Raw genomic sequence first — 25,475 nt, 5'->3', positions numbered from 1 at the left:
ATGAAACAGTAGGTTAGATTATCAATCTTATGCATTGAAATAGCCGAGCACTTTTTTTACGTATTGCTGTGTCTCTTTGAATGGGGGAATCCCATCATGTTTTTTTACGTTTCCGGGACCTGCATTATAAGCAGCAAGGGCAAGCTCGATATTACCGCCAAACTGATTAAGCATTTGTCTTAAGTATTTGGCTCCGCCCATCACGTTCTGGACAGGGTCGAAACTATCTTTTACGCCTAGGAACTTTGCCGTTCCGGGCATTAGCTGCATAAGGCCTTGTGCACCCGCGTGGCTGACAACACCGTTGTTGAAGTTCGATTCTTGTTTGATAACGGCAGAAATCAGTTTATCGGGCAAGTTATATTTGTTTGCAGCTTGGCTAATAATATCGCGATAGCTGTCATCCCCAATGGATGTATTTTTCATGGGAACAGTTGAACTTTGTTGCGCCGTGGAAAGGATAGCGCTGAGAGAAGAAGGTTCAAACACACCATTTTTTCCGTCATAGCGCAAGCTTTCTATATTATTGAGGCTTCCGAGTAGTGTAGATGAAACGGAAGATAAGGAATCCGTTATGGATGTGCCGCCTAACATCTCCTCTAATAGTGTGTTAAAGAGGGATGGGGATGTGTTATTTTGTTCAGTTTGTGTCTGAACAGCTCCGAGAGACTGGAGTGTATTTATTTCCATTAATGTACGAATTGTGTGCGTATCCATCATGATCTGTCCCTTCTGACGTTAAGCTGTTCGCTCGCGAAATAATAACTTAACATTAGTATACCAATTTATGTGGGGAAACGCATTTTCTAGACTGCAAGGCCGCGCAGCATATGATAGAATAAACGTAATGACGCATGAAGGGAAGAAGAAATTGTGAACATTAAAAATCGAATTGATAGTGGACTTCGAAATGATGAACAAATCCTCTTTTTAGTAGCAGAACAAGCAGAACAGCCTCAAGGTATACCAGCTGGAAAGATGATAACAGATTCAGACAACTTGTCGTTTGTTTATCTTTTAGAAGTAGAAGCAGGGTACGAGCATCTTCATTTAACACAGGCTGTATGGCCACTTATGGTCGATGTATTGACGACGAATTTAGATCCGGTGCTTTCGTGGAAGGATGAAATAATTCCGCTTCCTGGATTCAAAGATGAACTGACAATGCTTATTTTTAATATTGAGGGTAATGATAATTACGGGGAAGCATTCTCCTCGGCAGTCGAGCAAGCATTCAGCTCGATACTTCAACATATGGAATAACAGCTGGGAGGGGTCCGGATGAGGCAGTGGAATCAATTTCTTGAACCTTATAAACAAGCAGTAGATGAACTGAAAGTGAAATTGAAGGGCTTGCGAGCTCAGTATGAATTGGAAGACGTACATACGCCCGTTGAATTCGTGACGGGCAGGGTGAAGCCGCTCGCGAGTATCTATGACAAAACACTTGAAAAAGGGATTCCATTCGAACCATCGGCAGAACTTGCCGCTGAACTGCCTGATATTGCGGGCCTTCGTCTGATGTGCCAGTTTGTCGATGATATTAGTACTGTTGTAGAAACGTTACGACAGCGGAATGACCTCGAAGTGATTGAAGAGCGCGACTATATCGCACATAATAAACCAAGTGGATACAGGTCTTATCACTTAATTATCAAATACCCTGTTCAGACGATTCATGGGGAGCAGACGATTTTTGCCGAGATTCAAATCCGTACGTTAGCAATGAATTTCTGGGCGTCGATTGAACACTCATTGAATTATAAATACGAAGGCGAAATGCCGGATGAAATCAGGCATCGTCTAGAACGAGCAGCGGAAGCAGCCTTCCAGCTAGATGAAGAAATGTCGCAGATTCGTAATGAAATTCAGGATGCGCAACAATATTTCAGTGCATTCAAAGAAACGGCGACAAGACGCTATGGAGAGGCGAACGGGAAAGGAGGAGGGAAATTATGAAATTTGCAATACAGACACGAAACGATGCATTATCGAACAAACTTATGGATGAAGCAAAGGAATATTTGACAGATTTCGGGCTTTTTTTCGATGAAGAAGAACCGGACATCGTTTTGTCAATTGGAGGAGATGGTACTTTACTCCACGCTTTTCATAAGTATAAGTACCGATTGAAAGATACAGCGTTTGTCGGAATTCATACAGGCCATCTAGGGTTTTACGCAGACTGGAAGCCGGCTGAAATTGAAAAGCTTGTCATTTCTATTGCTCGTAAAGAATTCGAAGTTTTCGAATACCCACTTCTTGATGTGAAGATTAACTACCGAAACGATAAGGATAGCGCATTGTACCTTGCACTGAATGAGTCGACGGTGAAATCTCCTGATGTGACGCTCGTCATGGATGTTGAACTGAATGGCAACCATTTTGAACGTTTTCGTGGCGACGGGTTATGTATGTCAACGCCTTCTGGGTCTACTGCATACAATAAGGCATTGGGCGGAGCAATTATTCATCCTTCTCTACCGTCCATGCAATTGACAGAAATGGCATCTATTAACAATCGGGTGTTCCGTACAGTTGGCGCACCACTAGTGCTACCCGCGCATCATAAATGTGCACTAACACCTGTAAAAGGACCAGATTTCATGGTAACAGTCGACCATTTGCAACTTCTACATAAAGATGTGAAGTCGATTGAATATCAAGTTTCAAAGGAAAAAGTACGTTTCGGAAGGTTCAGGCCGTTTCCATTTTGGAGACGTGTGCATGATTCATTCATTGACAGCGATGTCTAAGGGGGATGAGCTGGATCGCAGGTTTCGCCTCGTATTTCAGGTGGATGAAGGCGGTATACTGCTACGCGAATTCTTGCACGCAAAAGGGATATCTAAAAGAACGTTAACTGCGACTAAATATGATGGCGGAGATATCCGCGTGAATGGCTTTGAACGCAATGTGCGACATCCGTTGCAGTCAGGTGATGAAGTACTTATTATTTTTCCATCAGAAGAGCCAAGCCCAGGTTTACTTCCAGAGACAGGTGATTTATCGATTGTCTATGAAGATGAAGCGCTAATTATTGTCGATAAGCCAGCAGGGCAAAGTACTATCCCGTCGCGAGATCACCCCAATGGAACGATGGCGAATGCCGTTGCCGGAAAGTTTGCTAAGGAAAGACTTCCAGCCACAGTACATGTCGTCACACGTCTTGACAAGGATACATCGGGTCTAATTTGTATTGCAAAAAACCGGCATATTCATCATCTGCTTAGTGAACAGATGACAAATTCCGGTTTTCATCGACAGTATATCGCCCTGGTTGAAGGACATGTTGAAAGGGACCAATTCAGCATTGTACAACCAATTGGTAGAAAAGATGGTAGCATTATCGAACGAATTGTACGTGAAGATGGCCAATTCGCTCGGACAGATGTAGAAGTACTGGGTCGTTCGGACATAAAAGGTCATCAGTTAACAAAAATTGCACTAACGCTTTATACGGGCAGGACGCATCAAATACGTGTCCATATGAGGTGGGCAGGCCATCCGCTACATGGTGATGATTTATATGGCGGCTCCCATGGGTTGATTGGTCGGCAGGCTTTACACTGTGCGATGATTGGGTTTTTGCATCCACTTACAAGTGAAAAAGTTGAGTTTAGATGCGATATTCCGTTAGATATAAAGCGACTAACCAACACTGATATCAAACAAACGCAGTAAATTTCTCTGGCACAAATGGTTGTAAAGAAGGAACTGATACAATTTCCATTTCGGGATAGCGAAGGGCTGTAAGTTTACCGCCGAATACGCAACCTGTATCAACATTCGCAGAGTTATTTACAAAGCGTACTTCCTTTACAGGCGTATGACCATAGACTATGAAGGGAGTACCTTTGTAGTGCTTAGCCCAATCACGTCTTAGAGGTCTACCATCGGGTAACTTTTGGCCTGTGATATCTCCATAGAGAACGAATACTCGTATTTTTTCCGAATAGGGTGCACCAATCATTTCTTCACGGATGCCTGCGTGTGCAATGATAAGATTACCTTCATTAAGGGTATGGTATAACGGTAGAGCTTCGTAAAATTGACGGTATCTAGTCAAGAAGTGTTTACGCGCATCACTTGATAATGCATCGAGTTCAGCTACTGTTGTTTCAAGACCATGTGTGGGTTGAACCTGGTTACCCTTGGAGAAGCGATACAACTTATTGCAATGATTTCCCGGGGAATAATAAAGTGTATGCTCATCTTGGATTTTGAAAAGAAGATTCAACATTTTAATCGACTGAGGCCCTCTATCCATCGTATCTCCGACAAATACCAGACTTCTGCCATCGGGATGTAGGGGGATACCTGTAATCATCTCGTATCCTAATTTGTCAATCAAATGCATGAATTCATCATAACAACCGTGAATATCACCGACAATATCGTACTTCATATTTTCATCACCCTTTTTCACAATATGTATTCGTATATAATACCCTTATTCACTTTATTAATCCACGATAGAAGTAGAAAGGAAGGTGTAGCTGTGAACATAAAAGAAGAGCATAAAGAAGAAATTATTTTCGATGAAGAGAAGTTGAAAGAGACACTTATCCAGCACAACATTAAATCTTTCCGAAATGAGTACCTACGCCTTCATCCGTATGACAGAGCGATATTTTACGAGAAAATCGAACCGGAACTCCGGGAAATCATCTATCAATACTTATCACCAAAAGAACTTGCGGAAATATTTGAGACGAGTGAAATTAGCGACGATGAATACAAACAGTTCCTTCAGGAGATGGACACGACGTATGCAGCAGACATGATTTCGTTCATGTTTGTCGATAACGCGGTAGATGTCCTGAATGAACTCGACAAATCACAAGTTGTCAGCTATTTGACGCTAATGAATAAAGAAGCCGCTGCTGAGATCAAAGCATTACTTCATTATGAAGAATATACGGCCGGGTCGATCATGACAACGGAATTTGTTACAATTCCACAGAATTCGACAGTCCGTTCTGCGATGACAATTTTGCGCAATGAAGCACCGAAGGCAGAAACAATTTATTATATATTTGTCGTTGACGATAATAATCGCCTGACAGGTGTTATATCGCTACGCGATTTGATCATTGCACATGAAGATACACTGATTAGTTCTATAATGAGTGAACGAGTCGTAAGTGTTCTCGTTTCAGAAGATCAGGAAGATGTTGCCAAGATGATCAAGGACTATAATTTCCTTGCCGTCCCGGTTGTCGACTTCCAACAGCATATACTTGGGATTATTACAGTCGATGATATTATCGATGTACTCGATGAAGAAGCATCAGATGACTACTCCAAACTTGCTGGGGTTTCCAATATGGATACATTCGATAAAAACTCATTCTCAGCTATGAAAAAAAGACTTCCATGGTTGCTTATTTTATTAGTACTCGGAATGCTTACTGCTAATTTAATAGACTTATTTACAGAAACAATTTCGAAAGTGGCACTTCTAGCTGCATTCATTCCTCTTATTGCGGGTACTGCAGGGAATAGTGGAACGCAAGCACTTGCTGTCGCAGTGCGCGGTATTGCGACAGGAGATGTTGAGGACGAAAGTAAATTCAAGCTACTTATCCGTGAAGCAGGAACAGGATTGATGACAGGTTTTATCTGTGCACTATTTGTAGTTGGTCTAATTTACGTGTGGAAGAATGAATTCGTAATTGGTCTATTAGTAGGTGCTGCCATTTTTGTCTCAATTTTTGTCGCAACGATTTCAGGATCATTCATCCCATTGCTTATGCATAAGTTGAAAATCGACCCTGCAGTTGCGTCCGGTCCTTTCATCACAACATTAAATGATGTTATTAGCGTTATTATTTATCTTGGTCTTGCAACGGTTTTCATCAGTGATCTTTAGATCACTGGTGAAAACCTTTTTTTATTTGGGTGGATGTCTAGACTCCAGACGTCAGCCCCATGGGTCATAAGACGGTTTGCTGTGGGGGCTCTGTAGTATGCATCCTCTTACCTGCAAGGATACAGGTAAGTAGTCGCTGCGACAGGACGTCGCGAATTTAGACTACCTTCCTTTTCCTCTATGCTTGTCGGGGCTAATCAGCGTCATGCGCTTTTTTTATGAACATCCGTAAAATGGGCGCATATACTGTGTTAAAAAGGATGTGCTTAACATTTATCAAAATAAACCGTTATTGTTTGTTGACGGGCCACCAGTCTTTATTAAAGTTGCGATTATAGTGGAGGAAAGCACGTCAGTATTTTTACTTAACAATGAAGAGGAATCGGTGGTGGAAAATGAGGAACAGTTAAGTGTTACCGAAGTCGTGCCAGTGAATCCGGGCATTCAACGTAAAATTATTTACTTAAGTAATTCGTTCCGTCGCCAAGCTTATCAGCCACTTCAATTTGTTCTAGAGGAAGAAACACTATCTGGAACGATTGAGAAGATTGAAGAAGAAACAGTATGGATTGATCTGGAAGGTGTCAATCATGAAATAATAGCCGTGGAAATGGGGAAGATTGAAGAAGTATTATGGCGTGGTAAGCCGTTTGATGAAATTAAATAAGAAAACGGAGGTGCCTTTAACTTAAGGACTGAAGCGACTCAAAGGGCTAGGAGATGGAGTCTAGACACTGCTGCATGTGAAAAACCTATACTTTCTTATTATTGTAAAAAGGCAGGATGGGGAATCTCTCCGTCCTGCTTTTTTACAATGATGAAGAAAAATTAAAACAACCCAACAGATTGAAACTGTTGGGTTGTTTGGGCATTGCAGGGTATTAATTAATCTACGTCGCAAAAGTCGATAAACGTATCTTTGATACATTGGATTCCACAGAAACAAGTCAAGTCTACTGTGATGCATGAATCTGTCGCACCAAACCTAGTAACTTTACAAAGTTCTTCGAGATCTAGCTTGCCGTTTTTAATAATGTCCACCGGATTATTGTTACTGTCTAACGGTGCTAGTACTTGCAATGTTGCGCAGCAGCCGTCAAAGACGTTTTGGACTCTGAAAAAAGTAGAGAAGCAATTGTGTAGGTAATGTCTTCGGCTTTCCGGACGGAACATTGCTTTGAACGGATCACCATTCTTCGTCAATAGCATGAAAACGCGTGTATTAACACGGTTACGTGCAGGGCTGGATATGCTACCAAGCGGAGCCATGAAACAATCTGTTTCACATTCTACACAGTCATCGTCTGTTCCAGCATCCTGTAAACGTTTGATGAACCTGACAACCTCACATACACAGTCATCTTGGTGCTTTCTTTCATTATCTTCTTCATTTCTTCCACATCCCATTAATTCCACCTCCATTTCTCAATTCTTTATACTTTATGCGGCAAAGTTCATAGTGTTAGGGCGCTTAGGTGAATAATGAATAAAGTTTAGTATGAAAAGGCATACTGTATAAAAATGGAGGGGACGCGTATCCGTAAATTTAGCCTTGTGTTTTTCGCAGTTGTCTTACTATCCGGCTGTTCAGGTAGCGGATTCCGGATTGACAACAATTCCAGTGAGGATCATGCGAAAGCCGAAGAAGTATTGATAAATGACAAACGTCTCACATCAGCGGTCACTGTTTTTCATGAAAATGACTTGCTAACTGGCGTTACGCTTACAACTTTTTCGCGCTTCAAAAAAGAAAAGATTGAAAAGGAGCTCAAGAAAAAATTAGAAAATAGCTACCCAGAGTTGGACGTTACCGTTTCAGCAGACAGTAAAATATGGATGGAAACGAACAAGCTCATTGATTTGGATGACAAAAAGGATCAGGGAAAAAAGATTGAAAAATTGAAATCGCTTATAAAGGAAGAGACATGATGGACGAAAAAAAATATGCGAAGTTAGAGAAAGAAATTTCCCCTAAAACACCATTGATGCGGAATATCATTTTTGCATTTCTGACGGGAGGCACAATTTGTTTGGTAGGCCAATTTGTGTCGCTATTTTATATGACCTATTTTGATTTCACGGAACGGACGGCTAGTAACCCGACTGTTGCAACGATGATATTTTTTGCGATGCTGTTAACGGGTTTTGGATTGTATAAGAAAATTGCCCAATTTGGAGGAGCGGGGAGTGCGGTTCCAATTACAGGTTTCGGCAATGCTGTCATTTCTGCTGCAATTGAACACAAGACGGAAGGGTATGTTCTTGGAGTTGGCGGCAACATGTTCAAACTAGCGGGTTCAGTCATTCTCTTCGGTGTTTTTTCGGCATTTGTTGTTGCACTCATTAAGACGATACTTGTGAAATTTGGTGTCGTATCATGGTAGCGCGCGGCCTGCTGACATTCAAAACGACCCCATCCATTGTGGCAACAGGTGTTACAGTTGGACCTTTGGAAAAGAAAAGTCTATTCGTCGATAAATTTGATAAAGTTTACGAGGATGAGCGCTGTGAAATGAAAACAAATGAGCATGGTCATGCAAAAATGATGGAAGATGCGTGCATGATTGCGTTAAGTAAAGTGGATTCTGTACCAAGCGACGCCGATTTCCTGTTAATTGGCGATCTTATTAACCAGATGACACCCTCAAATTTTGCGGCTACAACGGTTGGAATTCCCTATATTGGCCTGTTTTCAGCTTGTGCAACGTCAGTATCTTCGCTTTTAATGGCTGCATTGCTGACAGAAACGGGCATGTCCACTTGCGCTATTGCTGGAGCATCTAGTCAGCATAATGCAGTTGAAAGACAATTCCGCTATCCGAATGAGTACGGTTCACAAAAGCCTGAGACATCTCAATGGACTGTCACAGCGGCAGGGGTAGCAGCTGTCGCACCTTATAAAAAAGGGTTTCCTTCTATAGAGTGCGGAACAATCGGATGCGCAATAGATCTCGGAATGACAGATCCACTGAATATGGGGGCGGCGATGGCACCGGCAGCGGCAGATACGCTTACCCGCCATTTAAAAGGTCACAATAAAGACGTGAAAGACTATGATGTGATCATGACAGGAGATCTTGGGAAAACTGGTTTTGAGTTATACAAAAAACTTGCGAGCAATCAAGGAATTGACGTGACTAAAAATTTCCGGGATGCAGGTAAAGAATTTTACGGTGCTGACGCATCATTTTTATCCGGGGCAAGTGGTGCAGGTTGTTCTGCCTCCGTTTTCTTCGCGGAAATAATTGATAAAATGAGTACGGGTGAATATAAACGGGTCCTTCTAATTGCGACGGGCGCGCTATTATCTCCGTTATCATTTCAACAAGGTGATACGATTCCGTGCATTGCGCATGCAATCGAATTAACAATGAAATGAGTGTGGATTATGGTTTCGATTTTCATTACAGCATTTATTGTAGGTGGTCTCATTTGCGTTGTGGGGCAGCTGTTGTTTGACGTAGCAAAACTGACACCGGCACATACATTGTGCATTTTGGTTGTTGCAGGTTCAGTGTTGGACGGGGTGGGTCTGTATGAGCCGTTTATCGATTTTGCTGGAGCGGGGGCAACGATACCAATTACTTCTTTCGGTAATGCCCTAACCCATGGTGCAATGGCAGAAGCCGAAAAACATGGACTGATTGGTGTTATGACAGGCATGTTTGAAGTGACTAGTTCAGGAATTAGTTCAGCGATCCTATTTGGATTCATTGCATCTGTTATTTTTAAATCGAAAGGAAAGGTTTAATAGTCATGCGCCCTCTTCCTTCTTCTCGTGTCTGCATAGGATACGAAGAAAGGAAGGGGGTATTATTATGTTTGGAGGATGTAATTCTTTCGGTGGCGGCGGATACGGCGGCGGAGGTTGTGGCGGTTATGAAAATGAAAAAGGCGGCGGTTCAACATTTTGCCTGATTGTGGTTCTATTCATCTTGCTTATCATTGTAGGCCGCACTTTTTGCGTATAAAAAGGGGGAGATAACAGATGAATGATTCATTTTTCCGGAAAATCGAATCAAAAACAGGCGTCCCGATGGAAGAAGTTTTTGCACTTGCAAATGCAATTCAATATGCAGATTTCAGTGATGAACGGCAAGTGAGGAAAATTATACGGAAAGTCGGAAGGCTCGCCAAAAAAGAAGTACCTCAACAGACGGAAGATGAGCTTGTTAATTCTATCGTCAAGAATGGCAAAGCGGTTAATATTAGTGATATTCAAGATATGCTTGGCCGACAATAAAATAAATTAATAAAAAAGCAGAATAATAGGTTTAATAATACTAACTTCTGGATATAGTAATAGTACTAGCAAAAATGGAGGTGTTAACGATGGGTTATATTTTACCAATTCAACCAATCCAATCTCAAATATATGCAAATCGATTGAGTATGGAAGCTTATAATTTTGCTTATATTGATCGGGTGAACAAAGTTAAGTTAAATTCAGACTTTTTGGATGAATTTAAAGAGTCCTCGCATCAAGAACGAGAAAGGGAGGAAGAAGAGGAAAAACCCATTGTAGCAGCACCTTTGGCATATCAAGGATTTGTCCGTCCCAATCCAGTTAATCTATCACCGGTGATCGCCAGAGTAGTAGGGAAAGGTATCGCGATAAATGCTTATGTCTAACTGATAACAAGAAAAAGGTTCGCATTGCTGTTATAAAGCAATGCGAACCTTTTTTATTTTAAAAAAGAAAGAATAAGTTTTTCTACTTAGGTAGGTGTCTAGCTCCAGGTGCCAACCGCTAGGAGACCCACTGGATGTGGGGTCACGTAGCCATTGCCGCAGGACACGGCGTACTTAGGCTTTTCATATCATCCTTTTTTCCATTGCGCGATGCGGGATATCCGCATCCATAAATTCGGGTGAAGTAATGACATAGCCTAATTTTTCATAGAAAGGGACAGCATATGATTGTGCATTTAAAATAATCTTGTTCATACCCGTTGTTTTAGCATGTTCTTCAAGTGCATGCATGATAAGGTTTCCGAGATGTTTCCCGCGAAATTCCCCTAAAATGCAGACACGTTCAACTTTTCCGATTCCGTCGTTGATTTCCCTGATACGGCCTGCGCCGATTGGAGATTCTGATGAATAGACGACGAAATGTGCTGCAGTTTTATCGAAATGATCTAGTTCAAGGTCAAGTGGCACACCTTGTTCTTCCACGAACACTTTTCTTCTGACAGAAAATGCATCTTCTTGTTCAAGGTCAGAAGTTGCGAATCTTACTTCAAACAATTTTCAGTTATCCTCGTCAAGGCGGAATGTTTCATATACCGTCCATGAGCCGTCTTCAAGTTGATAAGTAAGGTGCAAACGATCAATTGTTTCAGTATGATCGACACCAATCATTTTCAGTTGACCAATGATATCATCGTGTTCGCCAGAAGAAAGTTTTTGAGCAATCGTCACGTGGGGAACGAATGCAAACTCAGGTTTTTCACCGAAGAAATCGTTGTTCAGGTCTTTATGCAAAGCAGCTAATTCATCGTTAAGGGTAGCCTTAAAATAAATTGTATTTGTGATAGGAGCGAATGTGCCCACTTTTGACACGTTTAATTCAAATGGAGTGTGTTTTTTAGTTACTTCTTTAATTGCCTTTGCAACTTCTTCAATTTCTTGATCGTTCGCTTCGAATACACCTTTAACCGTCAAATGCGGCGTGATTTGTGCATAATGCGGATCATATCTCTTTCTGTAAGCGTTTGCCAAGTCCTGAAGTTTCTTTGATGGGAAAGCAACGACACCGTATTTCATAATAAAAACCTCCTAGAATAATTGTTTTAGCTTTATAAATTTGATTATAGCAGAATACTTGAAAATATGTCCGTTTTGTCTGAATTAGTGACCAAAAACCATTTGAATGGCGCGGCGGACATCGGGTTGCCAATGCTTCCACGTATGGTCTCCATTGAATTCATCATAGAAATAAGGGAAGCCTTTTCTTTCAAGTAATTCGTTTAATGTTCTGTTTGGCGTAAGGAAGTCTTGAACACCATCAACTTGCGTATTTACTTGGGTTTCTTCCTTTCCAATTACATGATAAATGGAGAATCGGGAAGGATCTTGTGAAGCTTCCACTTTTTCAAGCACAAAATCATTGACATAAGGGGAATGCAGAATCACTTTCCCGAATATATTGGGATACTTCGATGCAGTTAGAAGAGAAATCGTCGCCGCTAAGGAATCGCCGATAAGAGCCCTGCCTGCCCCAATCTGATATGTTGGATAATTGTCGTCGATATACGGAACAAGTTCATGAGCAAGGAAGCGGGTGTAGGCTTCACGTCGATCCCCATCGGGATGATACATGCGCCTGCGTTCTTTGACACTCTTATAAGGAACACCAACTACAATGACGTTTTCAATTTCTTCGGCATCAATTAATTCGTCAACGACCCGTCCTATACGGCCGAACTGAAAATAATCTTTCCCATCAGATGCAATCAGCACTGAATATTTATAGAGAGGTGAAAAGTTGTGGGGCAAATGAATGAGCAACTGCATTTCCTCATCAAGTGCTTTACTGTAAATTGATATATCTTCTATTTTTCCGTATTTCACTCTGGTTGCCTCCTCAAATTGCGTGTATATTGAAATTGTATCATATCGTTAAGGTCAGGTATAATAGTTGTGTTCTGTTTATATACTAACTATAAAAGGGGTTGGCAGGAATGCATGATGATACAAAAATTGTACATTCAAAAGTTGTGACTGAAGCAACGAAAGCGGCTTTGAAACGGCGCGGTGTGACGTTGGAAGCAATCGCTGAAATCGTCTATGAACTACAATATCCGTATAATAATGGTCTTACAATGGCCCACTGCATTGAATCTATCGAAGGTGTCCTTCGAAAACGGGAACTTCAGCATGCGATCCTTGTGGGAATTGAATTAGATGAACTGGCAGAACAGGGAAAACTGTCCGCCCCATTACAACAAATCGTTGAGTCTGACGAAGGTCTATTCGGGGTTGATGAAACAATAGCACTGGGTGCCGTGTTTACATATGGTTCCATTGCAGTAACAACATTTGGTCATCTCGATAAAAATAAAATGGGCATCATTAACGAACTAGACACGAAAAAAGGTCAAGCTATTCATACATTTTTAGACGATCTCGTTGCCAGTGTTGCTGCTTGTGCAGCTTCAAGAATCGCACATAGAACTCGCGATCTTCAAGAAGCGGGCGAAACGTTTGAAGATATTACACCTGAGGAAACGATGCCTGAAACGAAAGTGAAAGGTGCACAAATTTAGTGAATAACTACAAACACCTGAAAGGATTCTCCCTTTTAGGTGTTTTTTGAATTTGGTGAATAGTGTATAAGAAAGCGTTTGTAAACGCTTGCAAAAAACTGATTAATTTTAAAGTTTATTGACAAAATAGAGAGACTTCATGGTAAGATGTATTTTAGGATTATGGAGAATTATTACACTTAAGGGGATGAAGGTAAATGAAGAAAAAGCGATTGCGATTGTTTACATTTATTATGATGATTGCATTACTAGTTCTATCAGCATGTAACTCAGGAGATACAGGGACATCGGAGAAAGATTCAGATGCTGGTAAAAGTAAAGAAGATTATAAGTTTCTAAGTATTTTAACTGGAGGAACACAAGGGACTTATTATCCACTCGGGGGATCATTCGCAGATTATATTTCAGAAGCAACTGGTATTAAAACAACAGCAGAAGTATCACAAGCATCTGCTGCGAATATGACATCACTTCAAGACGGTGATGCTGACATTGCATTCGTTCAAACAGATATTGCTTACTACGCATCTAAAGGTGAGCTTATGTTTGATGGCGATGTAATTGATAATGTTTCAGCTATTGGTGCATTATACCCTGAAACGGTTCAATTGATTACACTTGAAAAGAACGGTATTAAAACATATGAAGATTTGAAAGGGAAGAAAGTTTCCGTTGGTGCACCAGGTTCTGGAACGTATGCGAACGCGGAACAATTGCTAGAAATACATGGACTAACAATGGATGATATAAAGCCACAAAGTCTAGATTTTGGTGAATCACAAGAAAGTCTACAAGCGGGTCAAATTGATGCTGCATTCATCACAGCTGGTACACCTACGGGAGCGGTTGAAGGCTTGAACGCAGTTGCGTCAGTATTTGTTGTTCCAGTTGAAGATGCAAAAGCAGACGAATTGATCAAAAAGTATCCTTACTACGCTAAAGAAATGATTCCTTCAGGTACATATGGAATGGCAAATGAAACACCAGCAGTTTCCGTTGGGGCGATGCTTGTTATCCAAAATGAAGTTCCTGAAGAATTAGGCTATGAAATTACAAAAGCAATTTACGACAATGCGTCTAAATTGCAACATGCAAAAGGGAAATTGATACAAGCTGAAAAAGGTCTTGATGGAATCGGAATTCCGGTTCACCCAGGTGCACAGAAATACTTTGATGAAGTAATCAAAAAATAAGATGTAATGTTAGCGGGGCGGTGAAGCGTTGTTAAGCTTTAGCCGTCCCATTTTTGAAATTAATCTAATGAATTAGAAACGGAAGGAAGAGGCGAGATGTGTCACAAAAAAGCCGTTCCGTTTATTACTTTTTTCATTTGTTCAGTTGCTATTCTTTTTTTTATTCCAATAAAACCAGCGTTTACGTTTACTGAACATCGTGTGGAAAACCCTGACGTCTATTATGTCCCTTTAAAAAATACTAACAGCTTTCAAATCAGATACGTTCACTCCATTCATTTGACAGATGTCATTGAATTCTATGAAGTGACTGCTGATCGAAAAATACGTCTGTTATCGATGCAGTACGAGGATCTTGCAATTGGTTTGCCTGGCTATGCAGAAGAAGGAGAAACCCTAACTGTGCAGGATGGGGTGTATACGCTTACATATGATGATAATGTTATAGATTCATTTGTCATGCTGGTTGGAGATGTAGATGCAGAATTAGCTTTTCGATACTTAAGAAACGAACTAAATTTAAAGAAACAGTTGATAAGGGGAAAATCGTACACATTTCGTGTTGTGAACCTATCCTTCTATCAAATGCTGAAAGGAGTTCATATGAATGGGGAAAAAAACAAAGCGGAACGATGAGCTAGAGCTGGAAACGCAAACAGAAGAGTTTAAAATGTTGTCAGAAGAAGAACAACTGGAAATACTTCAAAAATATGACCCCGAATCGAATACACGTGATGTTACAGGCATATTTAAGAAAATTGTATTTTTTGGTTTACTAGCGTTTTCCATATTTCAATTATATACAGCAATTGGAACTCCTTTTACGGCGTACATTCAACGTTCAATTCACTTAGGATTTGCATTATCTTTAATTTTCATCCTGTTTCCGGCTAGGAAAAAAAGTAAGAGAGAACGAAATAAGGTACCATTTTACGATATGATTTTGGCGCTTCTGGCTATAGGGGTCGGACTTTATTGGCCGCTTCTAATCGGAGATCTTGTGTTACGTGTTGGTCGTGTATCAATACTTGATATAATCGTTGGGGTCCTAGCCATCCTCTTAACGATGGAGGCCGCGAGACGAGCGGTTGGTATGCCAATTACAATTATTTCGGCTGTGTTTTTAGTCTATGCATTTTTCGGACCATATTTCCCAGGATTCCTTGCACACCGTGGACAAGATCTGAAAAGTGTTGTTCAATTGATGTTTTTCACGACAGATGGAATTTTAGGTACGCCAATTAGTGTATCTTCCACATTCATTTTCGTGTTCCTGTTATTCGGAGCATTCCTTGTCAAAACGGGGGTCGGAGCTTATTTCAACGATCTTGCGGTTGTATTGGCGGGCCGTTTAGTCGGTGGACCGGCTAAGGTTGCCATCTTCTCAAGTGCTTTACAAGGTACAATTTCGGGAAGTTCGGTTGCCAACGTTGTTGGATCGGGTTCGTATACAATTCCGATGATGAAAAAACTTGGTTATAAAAAGGAATTTGCTGGCGGCGTTGAAGCGGCAGCGTCGACGGGCGGGCAAATTATGCCACCGATTATGGGAGCAGCCGCATTCCTTATGGTTGAATTCATAGGCGGCGTTACCTATTGGCAAATTGCAAAAGCCGCAGCGATTCCAGCACTCCTTTATTTCACTGGAGTTTGGATTATGACACACTTTGAAGCGAAGCGTGTCGGTCTAAAAGGAATGACGGAAGACCAAATTCCTGACCGTAAAAAGACATTAAAGAAAATATATTTACTCTTACCGATTATCGGTATTATCGTCTTTTTATTAATTGGTATTCCTACGATGAAAGCAGCATTGTTGGGAATCGTCTTAACGATTATTGTCAGCTCATTCGATAAGTCAACGCGTCTTGGATTTAAAGATATGATTGAAGCATTGGTTGATGGTGCGCGTACAGCGCTTGGTGTCGCGGCAGCGACAGCATGTGCCGGTATTATCGTAGGGGTTGTTGTGAAGACAGGTTTAGGCCTAAGTCTTGCGACTGGATTGATTTCAGCTGCAGGTGGAAACATCTTCCTCACACTGTTCTTTACAATGCTTGCTGCAATTGTTTTGGGCATGGGTTCACCGACAACAGCGAACTATGTCATAACGTCAACAATCGCTGCTCCTGCGATTATCACGCTTCTTATGCTTGATAACCCAGGCGCAACTGTTCCAATTGTTGTGGCTGTGTCCGCACATCTATTTGTATTCTATTTTGGTATTATTGCAGACATCACACCACCTGTTGCCCTTGCAGCATTCGCTGCAGCTGGTATCTCAGGCGGAGATCCTATTAAAACAGGTGTCGTTTCTGCGAAGCTCGCTGTTGCGGCATTTATCATACCGTACATGTTTGTATTCAATCCTGCGATGCTCATGATGGGAGCCTCTGTCCCAGAGATTTTATGGGTCGTTTTCACTGCCATTATTGGGATGATTGCGATTGGTGCAGGAATGATTGGCTTCTGGTATCGAAAATGTAATTGGATTGAGCGCCTGTTCGCTTTAGCGACAGGGATGCTTCTCATATACCCAGAAACTATTACTGACATTATCGGACTGGTTCTGTTCTCGGCAATGGTCGCACTCCAGTGGATGACACGGGAGAAAGAAGACGATAGCAAGGAAGTCACAGTAGCTTAATAGAATATGGAGATCCCTTTGCTATGAGTTTTCATATGCGAAGGGATTTTTAGTTTGGGGAATAGTCGCTTGATCATATCTCGTGGCTGACCGACCATATTATATCTGAACGTATTTAAAATCACCTCACCATTTATTACTCACTGTTCGAATATCTGTAACAATTTTAGAAGAGAGGGGAGGATGAAGTCTTATGAAGTATATAAAAATGAAGGGATGGATATTGTCGTTAGTAGCCTTATTACAATTTGGTGCACTTGTTTGTGTATCATAACAATAAGAGTTGATGATTTAAATTGAATTGAACTAATCGGTACGCCGTATGCATCGACAGCCGCACGTGTAGAGTAGGAAGGGGAATTTGGAGGATAACCTCAAAAGCTTACCTGTCTGTATAAAGAAGGAATTATCGGATTCTATGTCGAATTAATAATAAAGGAGGTAGTTACTGTGGTTGAAATTTCAAATGGTATTGCAAAAAGAGAAATGAAAAGCAAAATGAATCAGTTGTTCGAGGACGAAAAGAATGGTCACCTTCATGTACTATATAAGTATAATGGGCTTGAAAATTACATTATACAGGTTTTGAGTTATGTACAAGATGGTATTGCAGCGGGAGATTACGTGATTCTCATTGAGAATTCTCGTCTTTATCCTATTATTCGCAAAGAACTAAGTACACGTTTAACGAAAGATCAAATGGAATTCATACACTATGTAAATAGCCTCGAATTCTATTGGTCAAGTGGCAGTTATCATCCACCTTCAATCGCTGATTACTTCAGTAAGACAATTCAGCCCTATGTCGAAAATAAAATCTCTTTCCGAGCATGGGCACATGTCGAGTGGGCTACAATGGAAGAGCCACTGCATCTTATAAAAGATTTAGAGGTAATAGTAGACGAAGCTGTAAATCTGCTGTCGTTTCCATTAATTTGTGCATACGAAGGAAATAAAATGCCCGACTACCTCAAAACGAGTTTGATGGAAACACATCCCTATGTTCTACTGGAAGATGATTTTATCGTCTCGGAAGAATACCAGCCATCGAATGTAGTAAAATGATATTTATTATTTAACAAACAGGCGCGTTCGTATTAGTTTAACAGCAGGAAATCATTTATTGACGGTTGTTTTTGAACAGAAGGCTTGTAAAATTAAAGGCGACCTATCGTTAATCATTAGACGGGTCATCTTTTTTTATTTAAAAAAATAACCAATAAAAACTTGTCATTCGATGATTACTAATAATAAAAAACACAACCCAATAAAGGGTTGTGTTACTCTGTAACCCCTTATGCACAAGGGGTTAACGATATAGTCCCGACTGGAATCAATCCAGTCCTCTCCATGTCGATTTTGTATCCCCTAGATTATCAAGGGGTAGAACGTACTTTATCATACTGTGGACATTTAGTTGGTCGATTTTAGTTAGCCAATATGCAATCGCTTTTCAAATTCTGATGATTGCCAGATCAAAATCCTTCATCGTAAAGGGGCGCATCTAGACTTTGCTAGTCAGGTTCCTATTTAACTTTCTTTTTTTCCCTTGTCCTCACTAAATAATATGCATTAATCCAGGAAGCAATTGGTACAATCAGTGCGATACCAATACCCGCACTAAATATTGTAATCATTTCACTACCGAAAATCTTTGAATTTACGATTTCCCCTATAGAATAAGATAAGTCTTTAAACCACAAAAGCAATGCCATATAACCCCCAAAAAAGGCGAAAAACAACGTATTTGTATTTGACCCTAGAATATCCTTTCCAATATTTATCCCAGATTTGAATAAGTCTCTTCTACTAATAGTTGGATGTTGGTTAAATATCTCAAGCATAGGGGAAGTAATCGAAATGGCTACGTCCGTAATAGCTCCGATTGTACTCATAATAATGACTGAAGCTGCAATTTTAACAAAATCCACACCAATATAAAGAGAAAATATGGTCAGTTCATCGATTTCTTCTTCGCCAAACCCTTGAATCATCGTTAATTTCGTCACTTGATTGATAAAAATCAATAAAATGACAATTGTGATGGCAGTAGAAAGGAATGCAGTTTTTGTTTTACTGTTCACTTTATTGATGAAAAAAAGGTTAATACAACTAATGATCGTGCACCCAATAATCGTCAGGATAATTGGGTTTGCATTCGGATCTGCCATGATCAATGTGATAAGAAGGATGACACCAAAGTTTAAGAATAAGGAAATGAAGGACCGTGCTCCTTTTTTTCCGCCAATGACGATCATCAATATAAACAAAATGGCTGCTAGCCACACCAATACATTCATAATTTATGCCTCTTTCGATTCACAAAGAAGATAGAAGTGTATAAACCAATCGGAATTGCCAGTACAATCCCAATGCCACCTGCCAACGCTCGCGCTAATTCCAAAGAAAGGTTCATAGAAAGGGCAAATGACAGTGAAGTGTGGTTTTTTATATATAAAATAAGGACTGGAATGGATCCGCTAATGTACGCAAAGAACAAAATGTTAGTCATGGTACCCATAATGTCTTTTCCAATTTCTAAACCGGATTTCTTCAATGCTTTTGTCGATATATGATTGTCTTTCTCGTAAAGCCCGAAGATAGAGGAAGACATTGTAATGGCGACATCCATCACTGCACCTAAAGAACCGACGAAGAGACCAGCCATGAAAACCATTTCATAAGGGCGTGTCAGAAAGCTCATCTCCTCATATCGTAACCCGCTTCCAGCAGTGATCCATATGACCAGATAAGCAATCAGTAAGGAGAAAAATGTTCCTAAAAGTGTTGCGACAATCGCAGCATATGCTTTTTCGTTAAAACCGTTCACGAGTAACAAAGAGGTGACGGTAAATAAAATAACGGTTATCCCGCATATCCAAAGTAAACTGATAGATGAATTGTTTACATAAACATCTAGTGCAAAAGATAATAAGAGGGCATTGACTGCTAAACTGACGATCGAAAAAAATCCCTGTTTTTTCCCAATTAGAAGCAAAACAAATATAAACACCCACATGATCATAACAATGTATTTATCACGTTTAATATCTTTTATACTTCCGGTTAAATCGCCTGATGCCTTTGTTTGCTCATCAATTGAAATAAATAAATCGTTTCCTACTCGATATGCATGATCATAAGCACCTGAAGTTGAATACTCGTTCGTTATATGGATTTGTTGTCCTTTTTCTTGTCCATTTTTAATCTCGGCGATGATTTGCTGTGTGAACAACTGATCGCGATTATTATGCATATCAACAACTTGAATTGAATCTTCGAGATTGGTCTCGATAATTTTAGCAATTGGTCGATCGTAAAAAGAATAATTGTATTGAACAAACAGTATAGAACCAACAAAACAAACTGCTATAATGCTGTACAAAACAATATTTTTGAGTAGCAATTTTTTAAATCTGTTTATGACAACATTCAAAGAAAAACCTCCGACTAATAGTTAGTGTCTATCGCATATAACAAAAGTATACGGACAATTGTATAGTGAGAAATAAAAGTAAAGTGTTATGAAACAAAAAAGTACATAACGTTAAACTTAAATTTTAACAAAAAAGACTTGCCTGTCTTCCAAAATTTCTCTGCTTTAGTGTGTAGAATCAAATGCAGTGGAGGTCGAAAGGAATGCTGAGGATGTCTGAAGTCAATTGTATCAAATTAATGAGGAATCAAAAATCATTAACTACCAATAAAATCAAAAAACGTTAGGAATTAATTGGAAAACGGCAAAATAAGATACAGACGCAGAACAAATCCCTGCTGAGAATGAAAGAAAAAGTTCAGGGATGCGGCGTATTCAATCACTTGCCAGAAAAGAATCAGGAAAATCATTTACTCGGGATGAAAATGATATTCAATTAGTTAATTGGGTTCCGAAAAAAATGAAGAGACTGTATTCACTAATGAAATAGAACTATTATTGCAATGTATCTTAAGTCAAAGGGGATTAAGTTTTAAGGGTTTGAGGTTAGGTCTATTATTTACTGTTTTACATGCTTAAAAAAGACGCTATTATAGCAAAAAATTGGTTGCTTTTAAATCCTGTTGGTGGCTATATTCTAGGAGCGATATTGCTAGGAGAACCTATATAAAAATCTCTATAATTGGAACAATACCGGTTTTATTCGGTCTAAATTTGTCAGAGGATTTTGTGTAAAACCTTCTACAGCAGTAGTTACACAAGTTGCTAAAATGAGTAGTGAGTAATACAAGATGTAGTCTGAAAAATAGTATTGTACCAACGGTCAGTTTAGTTCAATAATGAATGGATGTTATACTTTAAAAGAATTATAAAAATTCGATGTTCTGTTATTTAATTAAATTCTGAGAATATGTTAGTGAGGTATTCAAAATAATGATGAAAATAGTACCCCCTAAGCCTTTTTTCTATAAAGGTGGAGAGAGAGCCGTTTTACTATTACATTCTTTTACAAGCAATACGATTGATATGAAAAAGTTAGGGAGGTATTTGCAAAAGAACAATTATTCTTGCTATGCACCATTATACAGTGGACATGGTTTAACAGCAGAAGAATCTCTCACACATAGACCGCCAGATTGGTGGCAAGATGTACTAAACGGTTACAAGTTGTTGAAGGACAAAGGTTTTGAAAAAATAGCTGTGATTGGTCTTTCTCTTGGTGGTGTGTTTGCATTAAAAGTTGGTCAAGAGTTGGAGATAAATGGTGTTGTGACAATGTCAGTTCCAATACATAGGGAAGCTACTTTTCTACAAAAACGTGTCTTTCATTATGCAAAAGGATACAAACAACTGGAAGGAAAAAATGAAGAACAAATAAATGTAGAAATGAAACGTCTTCAAAATATTTCTATCGATTCATTAGTTGAGTTCCAACAGCTAATTGATATAACGATGGATAAATTAGCACTTTTAACATCACCAATTCATTATATGGTGAATTAGATGAGCCATTGTATAAAGAAAGTGCAGAGGTAATTTTTCAAAGCGTTGCGACGAATCAAAAAACAATGAAGGGGTATCCGAACTCTAAACATTTAATGACATTAGGCACGGATATCAATGACGTGAACAAAGATATTCTTACATTTTTAAATGAATTAACTTGGTAATTTTAATGAATCTTCAACTAACAGTAGCTTTACTTCAAGAAGGAGTAAAGCTGTTTCCTTATTCAACTCCCCCCAATTTAAAAAAACAATAAAAAAAAGACCTCCAAGCACAAGGCCTGAACGTCTTTTTTATGGAAAAACCTTTGTTCCTAAAGGTTTTCTTCGGGTTTGGCACCCAATGGTCCCGACTGGGCTCGAACCAGCGACCCCTACCTTGTCGATTTTGTATCCCTTAGTTAAACTGGTTAAGCTGAATTAGTTGAGGTTAAATAAGTTTGATTTAATAAGGTTTTAGTGAACAGGTAAATTAACTCAGTAAAATAAGTTTGGTACAGGAAATTAATTATGCGGACAAATTGCGGACAAGAAAGTAAGCAGGTGGTCTGTATTACTTTTTTGAATAAATCTTTATACTACAACAGTTTTCTTATTAGAAAATGTTACTCGTAATCCGAGTAGGGAATGATATTTCACATTACCAAATATGTTTAGACATTACGGGAATGTCTGTAACTTAGAAAAACGGATTCACATGCTAATTATGGGCAATTCACTGGGGACGAAAAATCACGGCCAGAAAATATCTTCCCACCTCCGCTATGAGTTTCCATGGAGGGTTTTCGACTGCTTCTTGTTGAGGTCAATCTGCATAATTATCCATGTAGAGAGGCCTGGCGCTCACCAGAAAGCCCGTTAGTGGATTCAAGCATAATAAAGTAAGGGGTCATAGAAGGGGAACTGAGGTGTTACAAGGGGTTACCTGTTGGAAACAACTGCCGAGAACCGGTGTTATGTCTACTAAAGATGCATGGCCTATACAAGCTTGTTTAGCGATCGAATTCCTTGTTCAACTAACTGGCAGGTTAGTTAAGTAAATAAATGGTATAATTTTTTTAGAGGGGTTCTTTAGTGAAAAATTATGGCCTACCTAGGTCAGCTTTTTTCCTTCTTGAACTAACGGGCCATTTTATCGAATATTATTTTTTTACAAATTTACTTAGCTAACGATCAGGTTTTGCAATAAAGTGATTAAACGATTTGGAGGTATTTGCATGGATAATATAATATTTATGGGAGCAGGGAATTTGTTAGGGATACTTTCCCTAGTACTGATTGTACTTTGCTTTTATTTCAGTCTGTCCTTCTTTCATTACTTAAAATTAGGCGATGAACGGCTTATTAAACAGTCTAAATTTGCAGCAATCTTATGTCTCGCCCTGAGTTTGTTAATACCTGCAATATTTAATTTTTATGTCAATTATCGAATGATGAAATAATACCCGTTAACATTTAAGATTTTCCATAATCGGGCGCGATTGTTTAATAAGCGTCTCTGTTCTTATTAAAATAACGAATACTTTAGTTGAACAATCGGCTGCCTTTCATGACAGCTTTTCCTATTGAACTAAAGGGGCAGGTTAGTTGAAGAAGATTTTTTTAGTATCAACTATTAAAACCAGATGATAAAATTAGTGAATAGGATTTTAATAAAATTTTTATGGGGGGGCAATAATGATTTTAGATACTCAAAAAATTAAGGAAATAATTAGACATCGTTATCCATTTCTTTTAGTGGATAAGATTTTGGAATTAGAAGAAGGAAAAAGAGCAATTGGTATTAAAAATGTGACTGCAAATGAGGATTTTTTTAACGGGCACTTCCCCAATTACCCAGTTATGCCAGGTGTATTAATTGTGGAGGCATTAGCTCAAGTAAGTGCTGTTGTGATGTTAACTAAAGAAGGAAACCAAGGACGATTAGGGCTATTAGCAGGTATAGATAATTGTCGTTTTAAACAGCAAGTAAAACCCGGAGACCAGCTCCGTCTTGAAGTTGAAATCACTCGATTAAAAGGTCCTATTGGGAAAGGCAAAGGTTTAGCTACTGTTGACGGGAAATTAGTTTGCGAAGTAGAAATAATATTTGCTTTTGGTGATTAAAAGAAAATATTAAAAATGTTACTCAAAATCTCTAACGAAAGGTTGTCTTATGCAGCTAACGGGTGCTTTAGTAAAAAATAGACAGGAAAAAATGAGCTTGGAAATGCTTCTCCAAGCTCATTTTTCTATACGAAATCAACAACCAACTTAAACATAGCCAATAAAAATTAAAATTCTTGTAACGAATAACACTTTAAAGCTATATATAAGTATCCATGCAAAAAAAATGGTGGGAAGGAGGGAAAAGGTGGAGGATTTAAATGACATCTACGAATCTTATGCAGACGAAGTCAAACGTTTTCTTATTTGTTTAACGTCAAACGTAGATGTAGCTGAAGAGCTAACCCAAGAAACTTTTTATCAGGCGGTAAAGTCTATTCATCGATATAACGGTGAATGTAAAATGTCTGTATGGTTATGTCAGATTGCAAAACATACATACTATAATTACTTAAAAAAGGAGAGCCATTCTACTCATCTGAGTGTAGAAAACATTGTGCAAATGGGGATGGATATCACATCTCCAGAACAGCAGCCAGATGTTAAGCTTGTCAATCGCAATACACTTATTTCGATACATAAAGAAATACATCTGCTAAATGAACCTTATCGTGAACTATTTTTATTAAGAACATCCATTGATCTCAGCTTTAGAGAGATTGGCGAGATATTTGGTAAAAGTGAAAACTGGGCGAGGGTAACCTATTACCGTGCGAAATTAAAACTATCGGAAAGGATTGATCCATATGAATTGTAATATTATTAAAGATTTATTGCCATCATATATTGATGGTATTTGTAGCGAAGATACTGCAAAACTAGTTGAAGACCATTTAGAGCATTGTGAAGAGTGTAAGGCGTGTGTCAACAGTATGGAACGGCAAATTGCATATGTTCAACAAAATCCAAAAGAAGTTGTGAAAGCTATTGCACCTTTTAAAAAAATCAATAAAAAACGACGTATCCAAGTCATTACAGCTATTGTTATGACCATTTTTATCTTGACGGTAGGTTCTCTAGTTTATCAGAACGTAGGTGTTGTTCATTATTACTTTTCCCCAAAGGTGACCGCAATTGTGGTTGTAGAAGATACTTCGGAAGAGTGGCAAAGCATAAGTTTTAACGACAAAAATTATCTAATATATGATCGTATTTTCTGGAAGAAGATTATCGTAAATGACGCAAATAGTGAAAGTGATGTACTTCTAAGGGTAAAAGATGTAAATGGTAAAGTAGTAGTCGATGAAATTCGGGTAAAACCTGGAACAAACGTCAAATTGGATAGCTTAAAAAAGAACGAAAAATATTTCTTTGAAATAAAAGCATCACAAGGGAGATTTTTCATTAATGCGGTATGAGAATAATGGAGACCTAGATAGTTGCCAGTAGTATTTTATTGCACTAACGGGTGCTTTCGTATTATAAGGTTAACCAGTTTTTACTGA

Annotated in this window: 30 protein-coding genes; 22 read left to right on the top strand and 8 right to left on the bottom strand. The window is 39.1% G+C overall.

What is annotated here, in order from left to right; genetic code table 11:
• Positions 1-27: 27 nt before the first annotated feature.
• Positions 28-720: a lytic transglycosylase domain-containing protein gene (locus ACGLYD_RS13705; protein ID WP_067211849.1), complete on the bottom strand. Its 693-nt coding sequence runs from the start codon at positions 718-720 to the stop codon at positions 28-30.
• A 153-nt stretch (positions 721-873) separates the two neighbouring features.
• Between ACGLYD_RS13705 and ACGLYD_RS13700 the strand changes: the two genes are divergently transcribed.
• From ACGLYD_RS13700 to ACGLYD_RS13685, 4 genes are read left to right on the top strand one after another with little or no spacing between them, the layout of a single operon-like run.
• A complete protein-coding gene (locus ACGLYD_RS13700) occupies positions 874-1,263 on the top strand; it encodes a hypothetical protein (RefSeq protein WP_399628465.1) in 390 nt (129 codons plus the stop codon).
• Positions 1,264-1,281: 18 nt separating this feature from the next.
• Positions 1,282-1,959: a GTP pyrophosphokinase family protein gene (locus ACGLYD_RS13695; RefSeq protein ID WP_067211844.1), complete on the top strand. Its 678-nt coding sequence runs from the start codon at positions 1,282-1,284 to the stop codon at positions 1,957-1,959.
• Positions 1,956-2,756 (top strand): NAD kinase, encoded by an 801-nt coding sequence (locus ACGLYD_RS13690; protein WP_067211841.1) that lies wholly within the window; start codon positions 1,956-1,958, stop codon positions 2,754-2,756. The genes ACGLYD_RS13695 and ACGLYD_RS13690 overlap by 4 nt, the downstream gene beginning before the upstream one ends.
• Positions 2,728-3,684 carry an RluA family pseudouridine synthase gene (locus tag ACGLYD_RS13685; protein WP_340740484.1) on the top strand — a complete coding sequence of 319 codons (957 nt, stop codon included), beginning with the start codon at positions 2,728-2,730 and terminating at the stop codon, positions 3,682-3,684. Before ACGLYD_RS13690 ends, ACGLYD_RS13685 begins: the two co-directional genes overlap by 29 nt.
• Here ACGLYD_RS13685 and prpE read toward each other — a convergent pair.
• On the bottom strand, positions 3,668-4,408 hold the full coding sequence (gene prpE, locus ACGLYD_RS13680) for a bis(5'-nucleosyl)-tetraphosphatase PrpE (protein ID WP_354312360.1): 741 nt from the start codon (positions 4,406-4,408) through the stop codon (positions 3,668-3,670). The two genes, ACGLYD_RS13685 and prpE, sit on opposite strands and share 17 nt — an antisense overlap.
• A 93-nt stretch (positions 4,409-4,501) precedes the next feature.
• Here prpE and mgtE point away from each other — a divergent pair, with 93 nt between their 5' ends.
• The gene (gene mgtE / locus ACGLYD_RS13675) at positions 4,502-5,875 is read left to right on the top strand and encodes a magnesium transporter (protein WP_231885702.1); all 1,374 of its coding nucleotides are present in this window, start codon (positions 4,502-4,504) and stop codon (positions 5,873-5,875) included.
• Between the two features lie 262 nt (positions 5,876-6,137).
• Positions 6,138-6,542, top strand: a complete 405-nt coding sequence (locus ACGLYD_RS13670; protein WP_399628458.1) for a hypothetical protein — start codon at positions 6,138-6,140, stop codon at positions 6,540-6,542.
• A 218-nt stretch (positions 6,543-6,760) separates the two neighbouring features.
• Here ACGLYD_RS13670 and ACGLYD_RS13665 read toward each other — a convergent pair whose 3' ends face one another.
• Positions 6,761-7,282: a CotY/CotZ family spore coat protein gene (locus tag ACGLYD_RS13665; protein ID WP_187045518.1), complete on the bottom strand. Its 522-nt coding sequence runs from the start codon at positions 7,280-7,282 to the stop codon at positions 6,761-6,763.
• Positions 7,283-7,396: 114 nt separating this feature from the next.
• Between ACGLYD_RS13665 and ACGLYD_RS13660 the strand changes: the two genes are divergently transcribed.
• From ACGLYD_RS13660 to ACGLYD_RS13630, 7 genes are all read left to right on the top strand, one after another.
• Complete coding sequence (locus ACGLYD_RS13660) at positions 7,397-7,804, top strand: hypothetical protein (protein WP_156476079.1); 408 nt, start codon at positions 7,397-7,399, stop codon at positions 7,802-7,804.
• Positions 7,804-8,259 carry a stage V sporulation protein AC gene (gene spoVAC / locus ACGLYD_RS13655; protein WP_067211830.1) on the top strand — a complete coding sequence of 152 codons (456 nt, stop codon included), beginning with the start codon at positions 7,804-7,806 and terminating at the stop codon, positions 8,257-8,259. The genes ACGLYD_RS13660 and spoVAC overlap by 1 nt, the downstream gene beginning before the upstream one ends.
• Positions 8,253-9,254 (top strand): stage V sporulation protein AD, encoded by a 1,002-nt coding sequence (locus ACGLYD_RS13650; protein ID WP_187045516.1) that lies wholly within the window; start codon positions 8,253-8,255, stop codon positions 9,252-9,254. Before spoVAC ends, ACGLYD_RS13650 begins: the two co-directional genes overlap by 7 nt.
• A 9-nt stretch (positions 9,255-9,263) precedes the next feature.
• Positions 9,264-9,626, top strand: a complete 363-nt coding sequence (gene spoVAE / locus ACGLYD_RS13645; RefSeq protein ID WP_067211825.1) for a stage V sporulation protein AE — start codon at positions 9,264-9,266, stop codon at positions 9,624-9,626.
• A gap of 67 nt (positions 9,627-9,693) precedes the next feature.
• Positions 9,694-9,846 (top strand): YjcZ family sporulation protein, encoded by a 153-nt coding sequence (locus tag ACGLYD_RS13640; RefSeq protein WP_082786662.1) that lies wholly within the window; start codon positions 9,694-9,696, stop codon positions 9,844-9,846.
• A gap of 17 nt (positions 9,847-9,863) precedes the next feature.
• A complete protein-coding gene (locus ACGLYD_RS13635; protein ID WP_067211824.1) occupies positions 9,864-10,118 on the top strand; it encodes a stage VI sporulation protein F in 255 nt (84 codons plus the stop codon).
• Between the two features lie 89 nt (positions 10,119-10,207).
• A complete protein-coding gene (locus ACGLYD_RS13630) occupies positions 10,208-10,507 on the top strand; it encodes a hypothetical protein (protein WP_338655648.1) in 300 nt (99 codons plus the stop codon).
• Positions 10,508-10,690: 183 nt separating this feature from the next.
• Here the strand turns inward: ACGLYD_RS13630 and ACGLYD_RS13625 are convergent, their stop codons facing one another.
• From ACGLYD_RS13625 to ACGLYD_RS13615, 3 genes are all read right to left on the bottom strand, one after another.
• Positions 10,691-11,122: a GNAT family N-acetyltransferase gene (locus tag ACGLYD_RS13625; RefSeq protein WP_067211821.1), complete on the bottom strand. Its 432-nt coding sequence runs from the start codon at positions 11,120-11,122 to the stop codon at positions 10,691-10,693.
• Positions 11,123-11,125: 3 nt separating this feature from the next.
• Positions 11,126-11,641, bottom strand: a complete 516-nt coding sequence (locus ACGLYD_RS13620; RefSeq protein WP_067211818.1) for a YjcG family protein — start codon at positions 11,639-11,641, stop codon at positions 11,126-11,128.
• 84 nt (positions 11,642-11,725) lie between these two features.
• Positions 11,726-12,391 (bottom strand): esterase family protein, encoded by a 666-nt coding sequence (locus tag ACGLYD_RS13615; protein ID WP_067214033.1) that lies wholly within the window; start codon positions 12,389-12,391, stop codon positions 11,726-11,728.
• Positions 12,392-12,558: 167 nt separating this feature from the next.
• Here ACGLYD_RS13615 and ACGLYD_RS13610 point away from each other — a divergent pair, with 167 nt between their 5' ends.
• The 5 genes from ACGLYD_RS13610 (at position 12,559) to ACGLYD_RS13590 (ending at position 18,048) form a co-directional block, all read left to right on the top strand.
• The gene (locus ACGLYD_RS13610; protein ID WP_067211817.1) at positions 12,559-13,143 is read left to right on the top strand and encodes a phosphatidylglycerophosphatase A; all 585 of its coding nucleotides are present in this window, start codon (positions 12,559-12,561) and stop codon (positions 13,141-13,143) included.
• Between the two features lie 197 nt (positions 13,144-13,340).
• The gene (locus ACGLYD_RS13605; protein ID WP_187045513.1) at positions 13,341-14,336 is read left to right on the top strand and encodes a TAXI family TRAP transporter solute-binding subunit; all 996 of its coding nucleotides are present in this window, start codon (positions 13,341-13,343) and stop codon (positions 14,334-14,336) included.
• A gap of 96 nt (positions 14,337-14,432) precedes the next feature.
• Positions 14,433-14,972: a DUF1850 domain-containing protein gene (locus ACGLYD_RS13600; protein ID WP_338655653.1), complete on the top strand. Its 540-nt coding sequence runs from the start codon at positions 14,433-14,435 to the stop codon at positions 14,970-14,972.
• On the top strand, positions 14,944-16,983 hold the full coding sequence (locus tag ACGLYD_RS13595; protein WP_399628446.1) for a TRAP transporter permease: 2,040 nt from the start codon (positions 14,944-14,946) through the stop codon (positions 16,981-16,983). The genes ACGLYD_RS13600 and ACGLYD_RS13595 overlap by 29 nt, the downstream gene beginning before the upstream one ends.
• Positions 16,984-17,433: 450 nt before the next feature.
• A complete protein-coding gene (locus ACGLYD_RS13590) occupies positions 17,434-18,048 on the top strand; it encodes an MEDS domain-containing protein (protein ID WP_399628444.1) in 615 nt (204 codons plus the stop codon).
• A gap of 461 nt (positions 18,049-18,509) precedes the next feature.
• Here the strand turns inward: ACGLYD_RS13590 and ACGLYD_RS13585 are convergent, their stop codons facing one another.
• Positions 18,510-19,283, bottom strand: a complete 774-nt coding sequence (locus tag ACGLYD_RS13585) for a YibE/F family protein (RefSeq protein ID WP_067211806.1) — start codon at positions 19,281-19,283, stop codon at positions 18,510-18,512.
• Complete coding sequence (locus ACGLYD_RS13580; RefSeq protein ID WP_399628440.1) at positions 19,280-20,419, bottom strand: YibE/F family protein; 1,140 nt, start codon at positions 20,417-20,419, stop codon at positions 19,280-19,282. The genes ACGLYD_RS13585 and ACGLYD_RS13580 overlap by 4 nt, the downstream gene beginning before the upstream one ends.
• A 933-nt stretch (positions 20,420-21,352) precedes the next feature.
• Here ACGLYD_RS13580 and ACGLYD_RS13575 point away from each other — a divergent pair.
• From ACGLYD_RS13575 to ACGLYD_RS13560, 4 genes are all read left to right on the top strand, one after another.
• The gene (locus ACGLYD_RS13575; protein WP_399628437.1) at positions 21,353-21,922 is read left to right on the top strand and encodes an alpha/beta hydrolase; all 570 of its coding nucleotides are present in this window, start codon (positions 21,353-21,355) and stop codon (positions 21,920-21,922) included.
• Positions 21,923-23,604: 1,682 nt separating this feature from the next.
• Entirely contained in the window at positions 23,605-24,030 is a 426-nt protein-coding gene (gene fabZ / locus ACGLYD_RS13570) for a 3-hydroxyacyl-ACP dehydratase FabZ (protein ID WP_342539691.1), read from the top strand.
• Positions 24,031-24,277: 247 nt separating this feature from the next.
• Entirely contained in the window at positions 24,278-24,787 is a 510-nt protein-coding gene (locus ACGLYD_RS13565; protein ID WP_342538828.1) for a sigma-70 family RNA polymerase sigma factor, read from the top strand.
• On the top strand, positions 24,777-25,388 hold the full coding sequence (locus ACGLYD_RS13560; RefSeq protein WP_342538827.1) for a zf-HC2 domain-containing protein: 612 nt from the start codon (positions 24,777-24,779) through the stop codon (positions 25,386-25,388). The genes ACGLYD_RS13565 and ACGLYD_RS13560 overlap by 11 nt, the downstream gene beginning before the upstream one ends.
• Positions 25,389-25,475: the final 87 nt, after the last annotated feature.

It is taken from the genome of Sporosarcina sp. SG10008 (assembly GCF_044569405.1).
GTDB classification, from domain to species: Bacteria; Bacillota; Bacilli; order Bacillales_A; family Planococcaceae; genus Sporosarcina; species Sporosarcina psychrophila.
The sequence above is the reverse complement of the archived record's forward strand: the minus strand, read 5'-3'. Positions and strand labels throughout refer to the sequence as shown.